Below are 13,156 nucleotides of genomic sequence, written 5' to 3'. Positions count from 1 at the left end.
TTCTGCCCCTGAAGGGCTGTGTCAGGCATGTTCATTTGCGTGCTCCTTTCGAGAAACGAGACTGCGAATCTTCGTTTTACTCCAGGGGCTTGTTCCTTCGCGGCCCTTCATAGTATCTATATCGGGCTCAACACTACCGCAAACACTATCGAACGTTAAATACCGATTCATTATGGCTAAATAACCGCCGGGACTGATGCCGCCCCGGCGGCATCGCGCCACCGCTTACTGGTAAGCCTTGTCGTTGGGCGCCGCGAACAGCGCCTTCATGTCGGCCGACAGCGGGTAGTTCATGTTGATGCCGCGCGGCGGGATCGGTGACATGAACCACTTGTTGTAGAGCTTCTCGGCACGTCCGCTGGTCTGCAGGTCGGCGATCACGCCGTCGGCCAGCTGCTTGAACGAGGGATCGTCCTTGCGGAACATGCAGGCGTAGTTCTCGGTCTGCAGCGGCGTGCCGACCACCACCCAGTCGCCCGCGCTCTTGGCCTTTGTGCGCTCGCCGTACAGCAGCGGCTCATCCATGACGAAGGCGGCGGCGCGCCCGGTCTCCAGGATCAGGAAGGACTGGCCGTGGTCCTTGGTGCTGATCAGGTTCATGTTCATGGCCTTCTCGCCGTTCATCTTGACCAGCAGGCGCTCGCCGGTGGTGCCGGCGGTGGTGACCACGTTGCGGTCCTTCAGGTCGGTGAATTCCTTCACACCCGAATCCTTCCTGGTCAGCATCTTGATGCCGTAGACAAACATACTGTTGGAGAACGCCACCTGCTTCTGGCGCTCCAGGTTGTTGGTGGTGCTGCCGCACTCGATGTCGATGGTGCCGTTCTGCACCAGCGGGATGCGGTTCTGCGAGGTGATCGGCGTCAGGCGCACCTTCAGGTTGGGCAGCTTTAGTTCGCTTTTCACCTTGTCGACGATCTGCAGCAGGATCTCATGCGAATAGCCCATGACCTCCTTGCCGTCGGTGTACGAGAACGGGATCGACGATTCGCGATAGCCAAGCGAGATCACGCCGCTGTCCTTGATCTTCTTCAGCGTGTCGCCATCGGCGGCATGGGCGACGCCGGCGGCCAGCAGCAGCGTGGCGGCCGCAAGCGCGCGGCGGGTGGCGGATCGGTGGGGTTGCAGTGATTTCAAGTGGCGCTCCTTGTAGTGGGACCTGGTCAATGCGGCATGTTCCGTGGACCGCGTCGTGTCTTGCGCACGCACGGGCACGGCATGGATCAGTACTTGCCTGCGGCGCTATGCGCGCGCAGCGTCAAAATCCTCGGCTTCGATGGCAGGACGGCGCCCTGCCAGCCGGTCCGCCAGCAGGCCGGCACTGCCCATTGCCAGCGTAAAGCCAAGCGCACCGTGGCCCAGGTTCAGCCACAGCCCGGACACCCGCGACGGCCCCACCAGCGGCAGGCCGTCCGGCGTGGCCGGGCGCAAGCCGGCCCAGGGCTGCAGTTGCGCCAGCGGCAGGTCCGGCACGATGCCCTCGAACAGCGCGCGCGTCTGGGACACCAGCGCGCCGACCCGCTCCGGGTCGATGCGGGTGCCACCGCGCACCAGGTCCGCCATGCCCGCCACCCGCAAGGTATTGCCGATGCGCGCATAGACGATCTTGTTGGCAAAATCGGTCACGCTGATATGCGGCGCACACGCACCGCCGGCCAGCGGCACGGTGATGCTGTAACCCTTGAGCGGCCACAGCATCGGCCGCACGCCCAGCGGGCGCAGCAACGGCACGCTGCCGATGCCGCCGGCCACGATGACAATGTCGGCCGGTACCACGCCAGTGGCGGTACGCACGCCGGTCACGCGCCCGCCCTGCTGTGCCAGCTCTTGCACGACAGTGCCAAAGCGCATCGACACGCCGGCGTGCGCCCTGTCTTGCAGCATGCGTGCCAGCGATACGCAGAAGCGGTGGCAGTCGCCCACCTCCTCGCTCGGGGTATGGATGGCGCCGGCAACCTCATCGCGGATGCCGGCCAGTGCGGGCTCCAGCGCCACGCAGGCGTCGCGGTCCAGCGCCTGCTGCTCGCAACCCAGGCTGGCCTGGTAGTCCAGCAGCCGGCAGGCCGATTCGAACGCCGCCGCATCGCGATGCACCACCAGCTTACCGCGCCGCGCAAAACTGAAACCGGCGCCGCCGTCGTCATGCTGGTGCTGTGCAACAAAGGCCTGCATCAGGTCGCGCGAATAGAACCCCAGCCGCAGCAGCTTGCGCGTGGTGGCTTCGCTGGCGGCGGCGTTGCAGGCACGCATGAAGGCCGCCAGCCAGCGCCACTGCGCCGGGTCGGCCGCGGGGCGGAAGCGCATCGGCGAGTCGCGCCGCAGCAGCCAGCCCGGCACCTTGGCCATCACCCCCGGCCCTGCCAGCGGCGCCACATAGCTGTAGCTGAGCTGCCCGCCATTGGCGAAGCTGGTCTCCTCGCCAGGGCCGTCGTGGCGCTCCAGCACCGTCACCTGGTGGCCGTCCCCGGCCAGGCGCCATGCCGTCGTCATGCCCACCACGCCCGCGCCCACGATCACCACCCGCATCGCCGTTCCTCTGCTGCCCTCGATCTGGCAGAGAGTAGTCCAGCGGCCGCGGCTTGCCCAATGCGAATACGTGCCAGAATATGTCTTGAGGCTATGGATGCCTGCCCCACCCCCTCCGATTGCCCGAGATTCCATGCGTTTGCGCCAGATCGAAGTCTTCCGCGCCGTGATGCTGACCGGCACTGTCAGCGAGGCCGCGCGCCTGCTGCATGTGTCGCAGCCGGTGGTCACGCGCGTGCTGCAGCATGCCGAGGCCTCGCTCGGCTTCCGCCTGTTCGAACGGGTGCGCGGCCGGCTGCAGGCCACGCCCGAGGCCAATGCGCTGTATGGCGATGTCGAAAGGCTATATGGCGAGATCGAACGTGTGCGCCGGGTCTCGGAAAGCCTGCGTCACAAGGGCGCCGGCCGGCTGCGCGTGGCCGCCACCCCGAGCCTGGCCAATCCGCTGCTGGTGCCGGCAGTGCGGCGCTTCTGCGCGCGCCACCCGGACACGCAGGTGCAGGTGCTGACCCACCATACCGACGAGATCGTCGGCGCCCTGCTGGCCAACCAGATCGACCTGGGCTTCGCCTTTGCGCCGCCCGGCCACGAGGCCATCTCCAGCGAGCCGGTGGCCAGCGGCCGCATGCTGCTGGCGGTGCCGCGCGGCCAGCCGCTGCCCGCCGGGGCACGCCGCCGGGCGGTGCCGATGCAGAAGCTGATGGAGCGCCCCTTCATCGGCTATGACGACAACAGCTCGCTCGGACTGCTGGTGCGCCAGACCCTGGCCCGGCACGCGCTGGAGCCGCGCTCGACGCTGGAGGTGCAGACCTACTCGCTGGCGCTGGCGCTGGTCGACGCGGGGCTGGGCATGACGCTGCTGGACCAGTACACCGCGCTCAGCGCCAGCGCGGAGCGCGTCGCGCTGCATGACGTGGCGCCGGCGCTGCCGCTCGAGATCCAGATGCTGCGCGCCAGCCACCGCGCCGGCTCCAGCCTGGCCGACGACCTGCGCGCGCAGTTTGCGCTGGCCGCCGAAGACCTGGCGGCAACGCTGCCGCAGCGGCTGGAAGCGCCGACGATCAGCTTCGACGCCGCGCCCGCCAGGAGCCGCGAGTGACACATTGACAGCCGCGCGCGCCGTGCACCATCATCAAACCGCCTGCAGGCACAACCTGTCAGCGCAAAGCCACCCATGTTCGTCCTGATCCTGCTCCTCCTCATCCTGGTCAGCGCCTTTTTCTCGATTTCCGAGATCGCGCTGACGGCTGCCCGCCGCACCAAGCTGCAAGTCCTGTCGGAGCGCGGCGACGGCCGCGCCACGCGCGTGCTCAGGCTCAAGGAAGAGCCCGGGAATTTCTTCACGATCGTGCAGATCGGGGTCAACAGCGTGGCCATCCTGGCCGGTATCCTGGGCGAGAAGCATGTGTCGGACCTGCTGCTGGAGACGCTGTCGCCCTATATGCAGGTAGTCCATGCGCAGCGCACCGCCAATATCGGCTCGTTCCTGATCGTGACGCTCCTGTTCATCCAGTTTGCCGACCTGATTCCCAAGCGCATCGCCATGACCTTTCCCGAGCGATGCGCGCTGGCGGTGATCGACCCGATGCTGACGCTGCTGCGCGTGCTCAAGCCGCTGGTCTGGATCTTCAACGCCGCCGCCGATGCCATGCTGCGGCTGCTGCGGCTGCCGACCAAGCCAGTCGACCAGATCACTACCGAGGACATCGCCGCGATGGTCGATGCCGGCGCCGAAGCCGGCGTGCTGCACAAGCATGAAATCCATCTGATCGAGAATGTGTTCGAGCTCGAGTTCAAAGGCATTACCGCGATCATGACGCCGCGCGACGACGTGGTCTACCTGAGTCTCGACGAACCCGCCGACAGCGTGCGCCGCAAGCTGGTCAACCAGCCACACGCGCAATACCCGGTGTGCGGGCACGACCTGGACGACGTGCAGGGCTATATCGATTCCAAGGATATCCTGCAGCTGCTGCTGGCCGACGAAAGCGCCGCCGCGATCGGCAATATCGGCCGCCACCACGACAAGAACGTGCTGGTGATCCCGGACACGCTGACCCTGTCCGAGGCGCTCACGCGCTTCCGCGAGATGCACCAGAACTTTGCCGTGGTGATGAACGAGTACGGGCTGGTGGTGGGCATCGTCACGCTGGACGATATCGTCGGCGCGCTGATGGGCGACATCCTGTATTCCAGCGAGGACGAGCAGATCGTGCGGCGCGACGACAGCTCCTGGCTGGTCGACGGCCTCACGCCGCTGGTGGACCTGAAGAAGGCGCTGGAACTCGACACCCTGCCCGGCGAGGACTATGTCGACACCGCGGCCGGGCTGGTGATCTATGCGCTCAAGCGCATCCCGAAGAAATCCGAGTCGATCACCGTGGCGGGCTATCGCTTCGAAGTGCTGGACATCGACCATCACAAGATCGACCAGCTGCTGGTGTCGCGCCTGCCGCAGGCACCGGAAGGCGCAACGCCAGCGCCGCTGGCGTAGCCGCACCGGCCTGCCCGCCGACTTGCCGATAGCGCTCCAGCGTGTCCGGCAGACGGAACCACGCCACGTAGCTGAACGTCACCACCACCGCTGCTGACGCCACCACGCCCAGCCGCCACGGCGCCACCGAGTCCTCCGGCGCCGGCCCATGCAGCGTGCGGTAGGCCGTGCCCAGCAGCGCGATCCACGCCAGTCCCAGCGCATAGCCCGCGGCCACGTCCGACAGCCAGTGCATGCCCAGGTACAGCCGCGATACCCCGATCGCCGCCACCGCGACCACGGTCAGCGCCAGCACCGGGATGCGCACGCGCCACGGCTGGCGCAGGCACATCAGGAAGGCCAGGAAGCCATAGGTGACCATGCTGCTGGCGGCGTGGCCGCTCGGGAAGGAATACGACTCCAGCCCGCTGTAGATGCTGGCCGGGCGCACGCGCGCCATGCCCAGCTTGAGCGCCATCACGCAGGCGCGCGCACCCAGCAGCGCGGCGGCCCAGTACAGCGCCACCGTCCAGGCCCGGCGCCAGCACAGCCACGCGAACACCGCCACGCCGACCGCCACCGAAACGCGCGCGCCGCCAAGTTCGGTCACGGCCACCATCGCGATATCGAGCCAATCGGTGCGCAGGGCACGCAGCTGCGCAAATATCATCTGGTCGATGCGCACCACGCCCCCACTTTCGGCAACCTCGCCGGCCAGCCAGAACAGCGCGCTGCCGCAGGCCAGCAGCACGGCGCCAGCCAGCAGCACCACCAGCAGCTCGGCCAGGTCGCGCTCGAGCACGCGCAGCGTAAGCGTGGTCAGCCGGCGCGGCCGTGCGGCCATGCGCGCGGACAGCACGCCGGCTCCCCACACGCGCCACCGGTCGAGCCAGCGCACCACCGGCCGCAACAGCGCCACCAGCAGCGGCACCAGGCTCAGCAGCAGCACCGTCACCAGCGTGAACAGCACGAGCAGCCCCAGCGCCGTACCTGGCGTCAGCCAGGCCTTAGCGAAGGTGCTAGCACGCGCCGGCACGTCAATCACGGGAGCCCACCCACCGCGCCGACGATGCGGGCGATATTGGCGCGAGCCGGTGCCTCGCAGTCGGCAAAGGCGTCAGTCAGGAAGAGTTGCGGGCGCTGTGCCAGCTTGTGCAGGAAGGCCACGCGGCGGCGCATGAATTCGGCTTGCAGCGCTTCCCCCTGCAAGCCCGTGCGCGCGGCCAGCAAGGCACGGTTCTCGGCGAACACGTCCAGGCTGTGGGCATCGAACACGTCCGGCGGCGCGGCCAGCCTGAGCAGGTCGAGATCGAGCACGGTTTCGGCGCCCTCAATGCTGGGGCGATGACCCTGCGTGTCGAGCACGATCCGCGCGGCACGGTCCAGCACCGCGCGATCCTCGCCGGGCGCCACCGTTTCGATCAGCGCCGCCGATGCCGCTTCATTGTGCCCGGACCCCGCCACATAGACCGCGTCGTGGCACAGCACCGCCAGCGCCTGCGCGCGGTCGAGCGCAATGCCGCGCGCGTGGGCGGCATCGAACATCTCCAGGATATGGCGGCGGTCGTGGTAGTGACGGTAGGGCGTGTCGTGCAGCGCCAGCACATCGAGCACCACCTGGCGCGGCAGGAAGTCCAGGCAGGCCAGCGCGGCGGGCCAGTCGGGCGCGAAGCGCGGCACCTCGCCCTGCGGCGTGGCCACCGGTTCGCTGAACACATCGGCGCGGCGCACCCACAGCAATGCGGGATCGCGCATCGCGCGATAGACCACCACCGGCGCAAGATCGGCTTCAAAGCGGCCGATGCCGACTGCCGTGTAGGCGCCGCCCTTGTAGTGCCGGTATGGCATACCGGCGATGAGGTTGGGATCGGCCGGCAGTTCGGCAGGGTCGCCGTGGAAGACCGGTGCGTCGGATTGGCTGGCGGGTGGCTGTGTCATGGTGCGGCATCCTGCGTTGCGGATCGCCATGATAGTGCACCTGCGCGTGCGCCCGGCACCGCGGTGAGCGTGGCAGCGCATGCCCGCCGCATGAAAACCGGCCGCGGAAAAAAACAAAACCGACGCGCACTTTCGTGGGCGTCGGCCTGAGTTTTACTACACTGTTGTTGCCTGCCGGTGGTCGATTCCGACAGCTTTTTGTTTTGGCGGAGAGGGTGGGATTCGAACCCACGGTACCGTCGCCGGTACGCCTGATTTCGAGTCAGGTACATTCGACCACTCTGCCACCTCTCCGGTAACTTGTTGCCGTGTGGCGAAACCAAGATTATAGCCATACCCCGCCAGCCGATGCAATAGGCTGGCAGTGGTTTTTTACAGCTCAGGTTCCAGGCGGGTGATGCCGCCCATGTATGGCTGCAGCGCGGCCGGCACCGTGACCGAGCCGTCGGCGTTCTGGTAGTTCTCCAGGATCGCCACCAGCGTGCGGCCCACGGCCAGGCCGGAGCCGTTGAGGGTGTGAACCAGTTCTGGCTTGCCCTGCCCCGTGCGCATGCGCGCCTGCATGCGGCGCGCCTGGAAGTCGCCCATGCTCGAGCACGAGCTGATTTCGCGGTAGGTATTCTGCGCGGGAATCCACACTTCCAGGTCGTAGGTCTTGGTGGCGCCGAAGCCCATGTCGCCGGTGCACAGCACGATGGTGCGGAACGGCAGTTCCAGCTTCTTCAGGATCGCCTCGGCGTGGCCGGTCAGTTCCTCGAGCGCGTCGAACGATTGCCCGGCCGGCACCACGTGGACCAGCTCGACCTTGTCGAACTGGTGCTGGCGGATCATGCCGCGCGTGTCCTTGCCGTAGGAGCCCGCTTCCGAGCGAAAGCACGGCGTATGCGCGACAAAGCGCAGCGGCAGCTTCTCGCCCGCGACGATGGCGTCGCGCACGATATTGGTCAGCGGCACCTCGGCGGTCGGGATCAGGTAGAAGTTCTCGATGCGCTCGCCGTCCTCGCTGCCGACCTTGCGCGGCACCTTGAACAGGTCTTCCTCGAACTTGGGCAACTGGCCGGTGCCGCGCATCGAGGCGGCGTTGACCATGTACGGCACGTACATCTCGGTGTAGCCGTGTTCCTGCGTATGGGTGTCGAGCATCAGCTGCACCAGCGCGCGGTTCATGCGCGCCAGGCCGCCGCGCAGCATCGAGAAGCGCGAACCGGTCACCTTGACCGCGGTATCGAAGTCCAGACCCAGCTTCTCGCCCACGTCGACGTGGTCGCGCACTTCGAAGTCGAACTGGCGCGGCGTGCCCACGCGGCGCACCTCAACGTTCTGGGTTTCGTCATTGCCCACCGGCACGCTTTCGTGCGGCACGTTGGGAATCGACAGCATCAGTTCCGACAGGTGCGCCTGGATCTCGTCCAGCCGCGCGGCCGAGGCCTTGAGCGTGTCGCCGATGCCGCCCACTTCGGCCATCACGGCCGAGGCGTCCTCGCCCTTGCCCTTGAGCATGCCAATCTGCTTGGACAGGCTGTTGCGGCGGGCCTGCAGCTCCTCGGTCTGGGTCTGCAGTTGCTTGCGTTCGGCCTCAAGTGCCTGGAACGCCGCCACGTCAAGTTGATAGCCGCGCGTGGCAAGGCGTTGCGCCACGGCGTCGATGTCTTTGCGGAACAGCTGGATGTCGAGCATGTTGCTAGGGTGAAGTGCTGGGCCAGCGACATGCCGGCGGACCCGCCATTTTACTGCACCAGCCCCGTCCGGCGCGAACAGGGCGGTGCCGGCTAGCGCCCGAGGCTCAGTCCCCGCCCTTGCCGCCATCCTTGCCCCTGGCTGGGCGCTGCTCGCGGTGCCAGGCGGCGTCCAGTTCGCGCAAGTGGCGCAGCTTCTCCGCAATCTTGCCCTCCAGCCCGCGCGGCACCGGCTGGTACCAGCCCTGGGCCTTCAGGTCGTCAGGGAAGTAGTGCTCGCCGGCGGCGTAGGCCTCCGGCTCGTCGTGCGCATAGCGGTAGGCGTGGCCGTAGCCAAGCTCTTTCATCAGCTTGGTCGGCGCGTTGCGCAGGTGCACCGGCACCGCGCGCGACTTGTCCTTGCCGACGAAGGCGCGCGCCGCGTTGTAGGCGTTGTAGCCGGCGTTGGACTTGGGCGCCACGGCCAGGTAGATCAGCGCCTGGCCCAGCGCCAGTTCGCCCTCGGGCGAGCCCAGCCGCTCATAGGTCTCGGCGGCATCCAGCGTGATGCGGGCGGCACGCGGGTCGGCCAGGCCGATATCCTCCCACGCCATGCGCACGATACGCCGCGCCAGGTAGCGCGGGTCGGCGCCGCCGTCGATCATGCGGCAGAACCAGTACAGCGCGGCGTCCGGGTCCGAGCCGCGCACGGACTTGTGCAGCGCACTGATCTGGTCGTAGAAGGCATCGCCGCCCTTGTCGAAGCGGCGCAGGTTCTCCGACAGCGCGCTGCCGAGCAGCGCGGTATCGATCTGCACCGCGCCGGCGGTGCGCGCGGCGCGCGCCACGATCTCGATATTGTTCAGCAGCTTGCGCCCGTCGCCGTCGGCCGAGGCCACGATCAGTTGCAGCGCCTCGTCTTGCCATGTCACGCCGCCCAGCTCTTCGCTGGCCCGCAGCGCCAGCTGCGTCAGCTCGGCATCGTCCAGGCTCTTGAGCACATAGACCGCCGCGCGCGACAACAATGCGCCGTTGACTTCGAACGAAGGGTTCTCGGTGGTCGCGCCGATAAAGGTGAAGAGCCCGCTTTCCACGTGCGGCAGGAAGGCATCCTGCTGGCTCTTGTTGAAGCGGTGCACCTCGTCGACGAACACCAGCGTGCTCCGGCCGTGGGCGCGGAACTGCTCGGCGCGCTCGACCGCCTCGCGAATGTCCTTGACGCCCGACAGCACCGCCGACAGCGCGATGAACTCGGCGTCGAAGGCATCGGCCATCAGCCGCGCCAGCGTGGTCTTGCCCACGCCCGGCGGGCCCCAAAGGATCATCGAATGCGGCTCGCCGGACTCGAACGCGACGCGCAGCGGCTTGCCGGCGCCCAGCAGGTGCTGCTGCCCGATCACTTCGTCGATGGTGCGCGGGCGCAGGCGCTCGGCCAGCGGTTGCCGGGAGCGGTCTGGGGTATCGGAAAACAGCGTGTCCGCCACGGTAGTCAAGCCCTGTAAATGCGCAGAATGCAGAACGCAACAGTGTAGACCATCGGCGCCCTGCCCCTCCTGACGCGCGCTACAGCGGGCTAGGCGGCAAACGCTACCACGTCCTCGATCTCGACACGGATGCCGATGCGCTCGCCCACGGCATGGTTGTGATGGGACGGCACCAGCGCCAGCACGCGGCCGCCGCTGGCCAGGCGCAGCGTGTACAGGATCTCGGCGCCGCGGAAGGCCTTGTGGACCACCTCGGCGCGCATCGGGCTGGCGTCGTCGTGGATGATGTCGTCGGGGCGCACCAGCACGTCGACGGCCGCCCCTGCCGGGAGATCGAGCGGCGCTGCCGGGCGCAGCAGGCCCAACTCCAGTTCGATCTCCGCCGATTCGCGCAGCCGCCCTGCCATCAGCACGCCCTGCCCGATAAAACCCGCGACAAAGCGCGATGCCGGCCGGTGGTAGAGGTCATGCGCACTGCCCCACTGCTCGATCACGCCGTCGTGCATGACGCCGATCTCGTCGGCCATGGCAAAGGCCTCGTACTGGTCGTGCGTGACCAGGATGGCGGTGGTGCCCTGCGCCTTCAGGATCGCGCGCACCTCCAGACTCAGGCGTTCGCGCAGGTCGACGTCGAGGTTGGAGAAGGGCTCGTCCAGCAGCAGCAGCTCCGGGCGCGGTGCCAGCGCGCGCGCCAGCGCCACGCGCTGCTGCTGGCCGCCGGACAGCTCGTGCGGATACTTGCGGCCCGCACCGGCCAGGCCGACCAGCTGCAGCACCTCGTCCACGCGCGCCGCGCGCTCGGCCCGGCTGGCGCCCGTCAGGCCAAAGCCCACGTTGGCCGCCACATCCAGGTGCGGGAACAGCGCGTAGTCCTGGAACACCATGCCGATGCGGCGCTGCTCCGGCGCCAGCAGCGCCCCGGACGACGACACGGTCTGCCCGTCCAGCACGATGCGGCCGTCCTGCAGCGGCTCGAAACCAGCGATGGCCCGCAGCACCGTGGTCTTGCCGCAGCCGCTGGGACCGAGCAGGCAGGCGATATTGCCGCGCGCCACCGAGAACGACAGCCCCTTGACCACCGCATGGCGGCCAAAGGCGTGACGGATATGGTCCACCTCGATGACGGCAGCGGCGGCGGCAGCAGCGTCGACGGCGCCTGCGCGGGTCGCCGGCCGGCTGCGGGCCTGGACACCGGGCAAGCGTGAATAGGAATCGGTTCGCATGTGCGCATTATAGGGATGCAGCCGGGCGGTCGGACTTCCTTTCTGGCTGCGCGCCGGTCCGCCATTGCTAGAATGCGGCAGCCCGCAAGCTGCCTGCGGCAGTTCCGCCCACGCAGCACTTCCCCCCTCCGACGCATGCTCCTGTCCCGCCGCCGCTTCCATCCCCTGACCCTGGCCACCCTGGCGATGGCGCTGCTGATCGCCGTGCCGGTGCTGGTGATCGCCTCGGCGGTGCTGCTGCCCGCCGGCGAGACCTGGCGCCACCTGATCGACACCGTGCTGGCGGAGTACGTGCTCAACACCGTCTGGCTGCTGTGCGGCGTCGCCGCGGGCGTGCTGCTGCTGGGCGTGACCACTGCCTGGCTGGTATCGACCTACCGCTTCCCGGGCCGCGCCGTGATGGAATGGGCGCTGGTGCTGCCGATGGCGATGCCGGCCTACGTGATCGCCTACGCCTACACCGACGCGCTGCAGTTCGCCGGTCCGGTCCAGGGCTGGCTGCGCGAGCTGACCGGCTGGAAGGCGCGGGAATACTGGTTCCCCGAGATCCGCTCGCTTGGCGGCGCGATCGCCCTGTTCTCGCTGGTGCTGTACCCGTACGTCTACCTGACTGCCCGCGCCGCCTTCCTGCAGCAGACCCAGAACACGCTGGAGGCCGCGCGCCTGCTCGGCCACGGCACCTGGAGCCGGCTCTGGCGCGTAGTGCTGCCGCTGGCGCGCCCCGGCATCGTCGCCGGCACCGCGCTGGCGATGATGGAAACGCTGGCCGACTTCGGCACCGTCGCCTACTTTGCCATTCCGACCTTCTCCACCGGCATCTACCGCGCCTGGTTCTCGCTCGGTGACAAGAACGCCGCGGCGCAGTTGTCGGCGTGCATGCTGCTGTTTGTCGCCGCCATCCTGCTGATGGAGCGCGCCAGCCGCGGCCGCGCGCAGGTCTACGGCAACCAGCGCCGCGCCGTGGCCTGGACGCTGGACGGTGCGCGCGGCTGGCTGTCGCTGGCGGTATGCCTGGTGCCGGTGCTGCTGGGCTTCCTGGTGCCCGCGCTGATGCTGTGCCGCATGGCCTTCACCGACGGCGATGCACAGTTCGGCCCGCGCTTTGTCGGGCTGGTGCGCAACAGCTTCCTGCTGGCCAGCGCCACCGCGCTGGCCGCGGTGGCGGTCGCGCTGGCGGTGGGCTACGCCGCGCGCGCGGTCAACGGCAAGCGCAGCTGGCTGATGCGCGGCCTGACGCGGCTGTGCGGCATGGGCTATGCGCTGCCGGGCTCGGTCATCGCCGTGGGCGTGCTGGTGCCGGTGGCACGGCTGGACAACGCGCTGTCGGCCTGGCTGCAGCAGCAATTCGGGCTGTCGGTGGGGCTGCTGCTGACCGGCGGCATTGCCGCGCTGGTCTATGCGCTGTTGGTGCGCTTCCTGGGCGTGGCGCTGCAGACCGTCAATGCCGGGCTGGGCAAGATCACGCCCAGCATGGACGCTGGCGCGCGCAGCCTGGGCCACGGCCCCGGCGCCACGCTGCGGCGCGTGCATTTCCCGATGTTGCGCGGCAGCCTGCTGACCGCGGCGCTGATCGTCTTTGTCGATGTGATGAAGGAACTGCCGGCCACCTTCGTGATGCGCCCGTTCAACTTCGACACGCTGGCCGTGCAGGCCTACAACCTTGCCGCCGACGAGCGCCTGACCGAGGCCGCCACCGCCTCGCTGGTGATCGTCGCCGTCGGCCTGCTGCCGGTGATCCTGCTGTCGCGCACGATCCGGCGCGAAGAGCGGCACTGAGCCTTCCCCCCACGCTGCCTGGCCTAAAGTCGCGCCGCCCCGCGCCGATAGCCTCTTATGGCCCGGCGTTCGCCCGGGAGC

At 68.2% G+C, this 13,156-nt stretch carries 10 protein-coding genes and 1 tRNA gene; 3 read left to right on the top strand and 8 right to left on the bottom strand.

Annotation, left to right across the window (positions count from 1 at the left end; genetic code table 11):
* Positions 1 to 225 precede the first annotated feature (225 nt).
* Together DN412_RS30520 and DN412_RS30515 are read right to left on the bottom strand one after the other, a co-directional pair.
* Positions 226 to 1,137, bottom strand: coding sequence for a glutamate/aspartate ABC transporter substrate-binding protein (locus DN412_RS30520; RefSeq protein ID WP_115214978.1), 912 nt, complete (start codon positions 1,135 to 1,137; stop codon positions 226 to 228).
* Positions 1,138 to 1,242: 105 nt separating this feature from the next.
* Entirely contained in the window at positions 1,243 to 2,526 is a 1,284-nt protein-coding gene (locus tag DN412_RS30515) for a D-amino acid dehydrogenase (protein ID WP_115214977.1), read from the bottom strand.
* A 133-nt stretch (positions 2,527 to 2,659) separates the two neighbouring features.
* On the opposite strand from DN412_RS30515, the gene DN412_RS30510 reads away from it, so the two are divergent.
* Positions 2,660 to 3,625 carry a LysR family transcriptional regulator gene (locus tag DN412_RS30510; RefSeq protein WP_115214976.1) on the top strand — a complete coding sequence of 322 codons (966 nt, stop codon included), beginning with the start codon at positions 2,660 to 2,662 and terminating at the stop codon, positions 3,623 to 3,625.
* Between the two features lie 75 nt (positions 3,626 to 3,700).
* Positions 3,701 to 5,020, top strand: coding sequence for a polyamine export protein PaeA (paeA, locus tag DN412_RS30505; protein ID WP_115214975.1), 1,320 nt, complete (start codon positions 3,701 to 3,703; stop codon positions 5,018 to 5,020).
* Here paeA and DN412_RS30500 read toward each other — a convergent pair.
* The 6 genes from DN412_RS30500 to DN412_RS30475 form a co-directional block, all read right to left on the bottom strand.
* The gene (locus tag DN412_RS30500; RefSeq protein WP_123060208.1) at positions 4,902 to 6,044 is read right to left on the bottom strand and encodes a phosphatase PAP2 family protein; all 1,143 of its coding nucleotides are present in this window, start codon (positions 6,042 to 6,044) and stop codon (positions 4,902 to 4,904) included. The two genes, paeA and DN412_RS30500, sit on opposite strands and share 119 nt — an antisense overlap.
* Entirely contained in the window at positions 6,041 to 6,967 is a 927-nt protein-coding gene (locus DN412_RS30495) for a DUF1653 domain-containing protein (RefSeq protein ID WP_115214974.1), read from the bottom strand. The genes DN412_RS30500 and DN412_RS30495 overlap by 4 nt, the downstream gene beginning before the upstream one ends.
* A 174-nt stretch (positions 6,968 to 7,141) precedes the next feature.
* A tRNA-Ser gene (locus DN412_RS30490) sits at positions 7,142 to 7,231 on the bottom strand.
* Positions 7,232 to 7,309: 78 nt separating this feature from the next.
* Positions 7,310 to 8,614, bottom strand: coding sequence for a serine--tRNA ligase (gene serS / locus DN412_RS30485; protein ID WP_115214973.1), 1,305 nt, complete (start codon positions 8,612 to 8,614; stop codon positions 7,310 to 7,312).
* A 106-nt stretch (positions 8,615 to 8,720) separates the two neighbouring features.
* Positions 8,721 to 10,076: a replication-associated recombination protein A gene (locus DN412_RS30480; protein ID WP_078198473.1), complete on the bottom strand. Its 1,356-nt coding sequence runs from the start codon at positions 10,074 to 10,076 to the stop codon at positions 8,721 to 8,723.
* Positions 10,077 to 10,165: 89 nt separating this feature from the next.
* On the bottom strand, positions 10,166 to 11,299 hold the full coding sequence (locus DN412_RS30475) for an ABC transporter ATP-binding protein (protein ID WP_115214972.1): 1,134 nt from the start codon (positions 11,297 to 11,299) through the stop codon (positions 10,166 to 10,168).
* 135 nt (positions 11,300 to 11,434) lie between these two features.
* Here DN412_RS30475 and DN412_RS30470 point away from each other — a divergent pair, with 135 nt between their 5' ends.
* Positions 11,435 to 13,075 (top strand): ABC transporter permease, encoded by a 1,641-nt coding sequence (locus DN412_RS30470; RefSeq protein WP_115214971.1) that lies wholly within the window; start codon positions 11,435 to 11,437, stop codon positions 13,073 to 13,075.
* Positions 13,076 to 13,156 lie beyond the last annotated feature (81 nt).

This window comes from Cupriavidus lacunae (assembly GCF_003353055.1).
Taxonomy (GTDB): domain Bacteria; phylum Pseudomonadota; class Gammaproteobacteria; order Burkholderiales; family Burkholderiaceae; genus Cupriavidus; species Cupriavidus lacunae.
Note: the sequence above shows the minus strand (reverse complement) of the source record. Positions and strands in the feature narration are given on the sequence as shown.

What these genes read in the sequence shown, in the direction of transcription:
- DN412_RS30495 (WP_115214974.1), bottom strand. Translation starts at nt 6,967, where the DNA reads ATGGCGATCCGCAACGCAGGATGCCGCACCATGACACAGCCACCCGCC.
- DN412_RS30470 (WP_115214971.1), top strand. Translation starts at nt 11,435, where the DNA reads ATGCTCCTGTCCCGCCGCCGCTTCCATCCCCTGACCCTGGCCACCCTG.
- serS (WP_115214973.1), bottom strand. Translation starts at nt 8,614, where the DNA reads ATGCTCGACATCCAGCTGTTCCGCAAAGACATCGACGCCGTGGCGCAA.
- paeA (WP_115214975.1), top strand. Translation starts at nt 3,701, where the DNA reads ATGTTCGTCCTGATCCTGCTCCTCCTCATCCTGGTCAGCGCCTTTTTC.
- DN412_RS30515 (WP_115214977.1), bottom strand. Translation starts at nt 2,526, where the DNA reads ATGCGGGTGGTGATCGTGGGCGCGGGCGTGGTGGGCATGACGACGGCA.
- DN412_RS30475 (WP_115214972.1), bottom strand. Translation starts at nt 11,299, where the DNA reads ATGCGAACCGATTCCTATTCACGCTTGCCCGGTGTCCAGGCCCGCAGC.
- DN412_RS30510 (WP_115214976.1), top strand. Translation starts at nt 2,660, where the DNA reads ATGCGTTTGCGCCAGATCGAAGTCTTCCGCGCCGTGATGCTGACCGGC.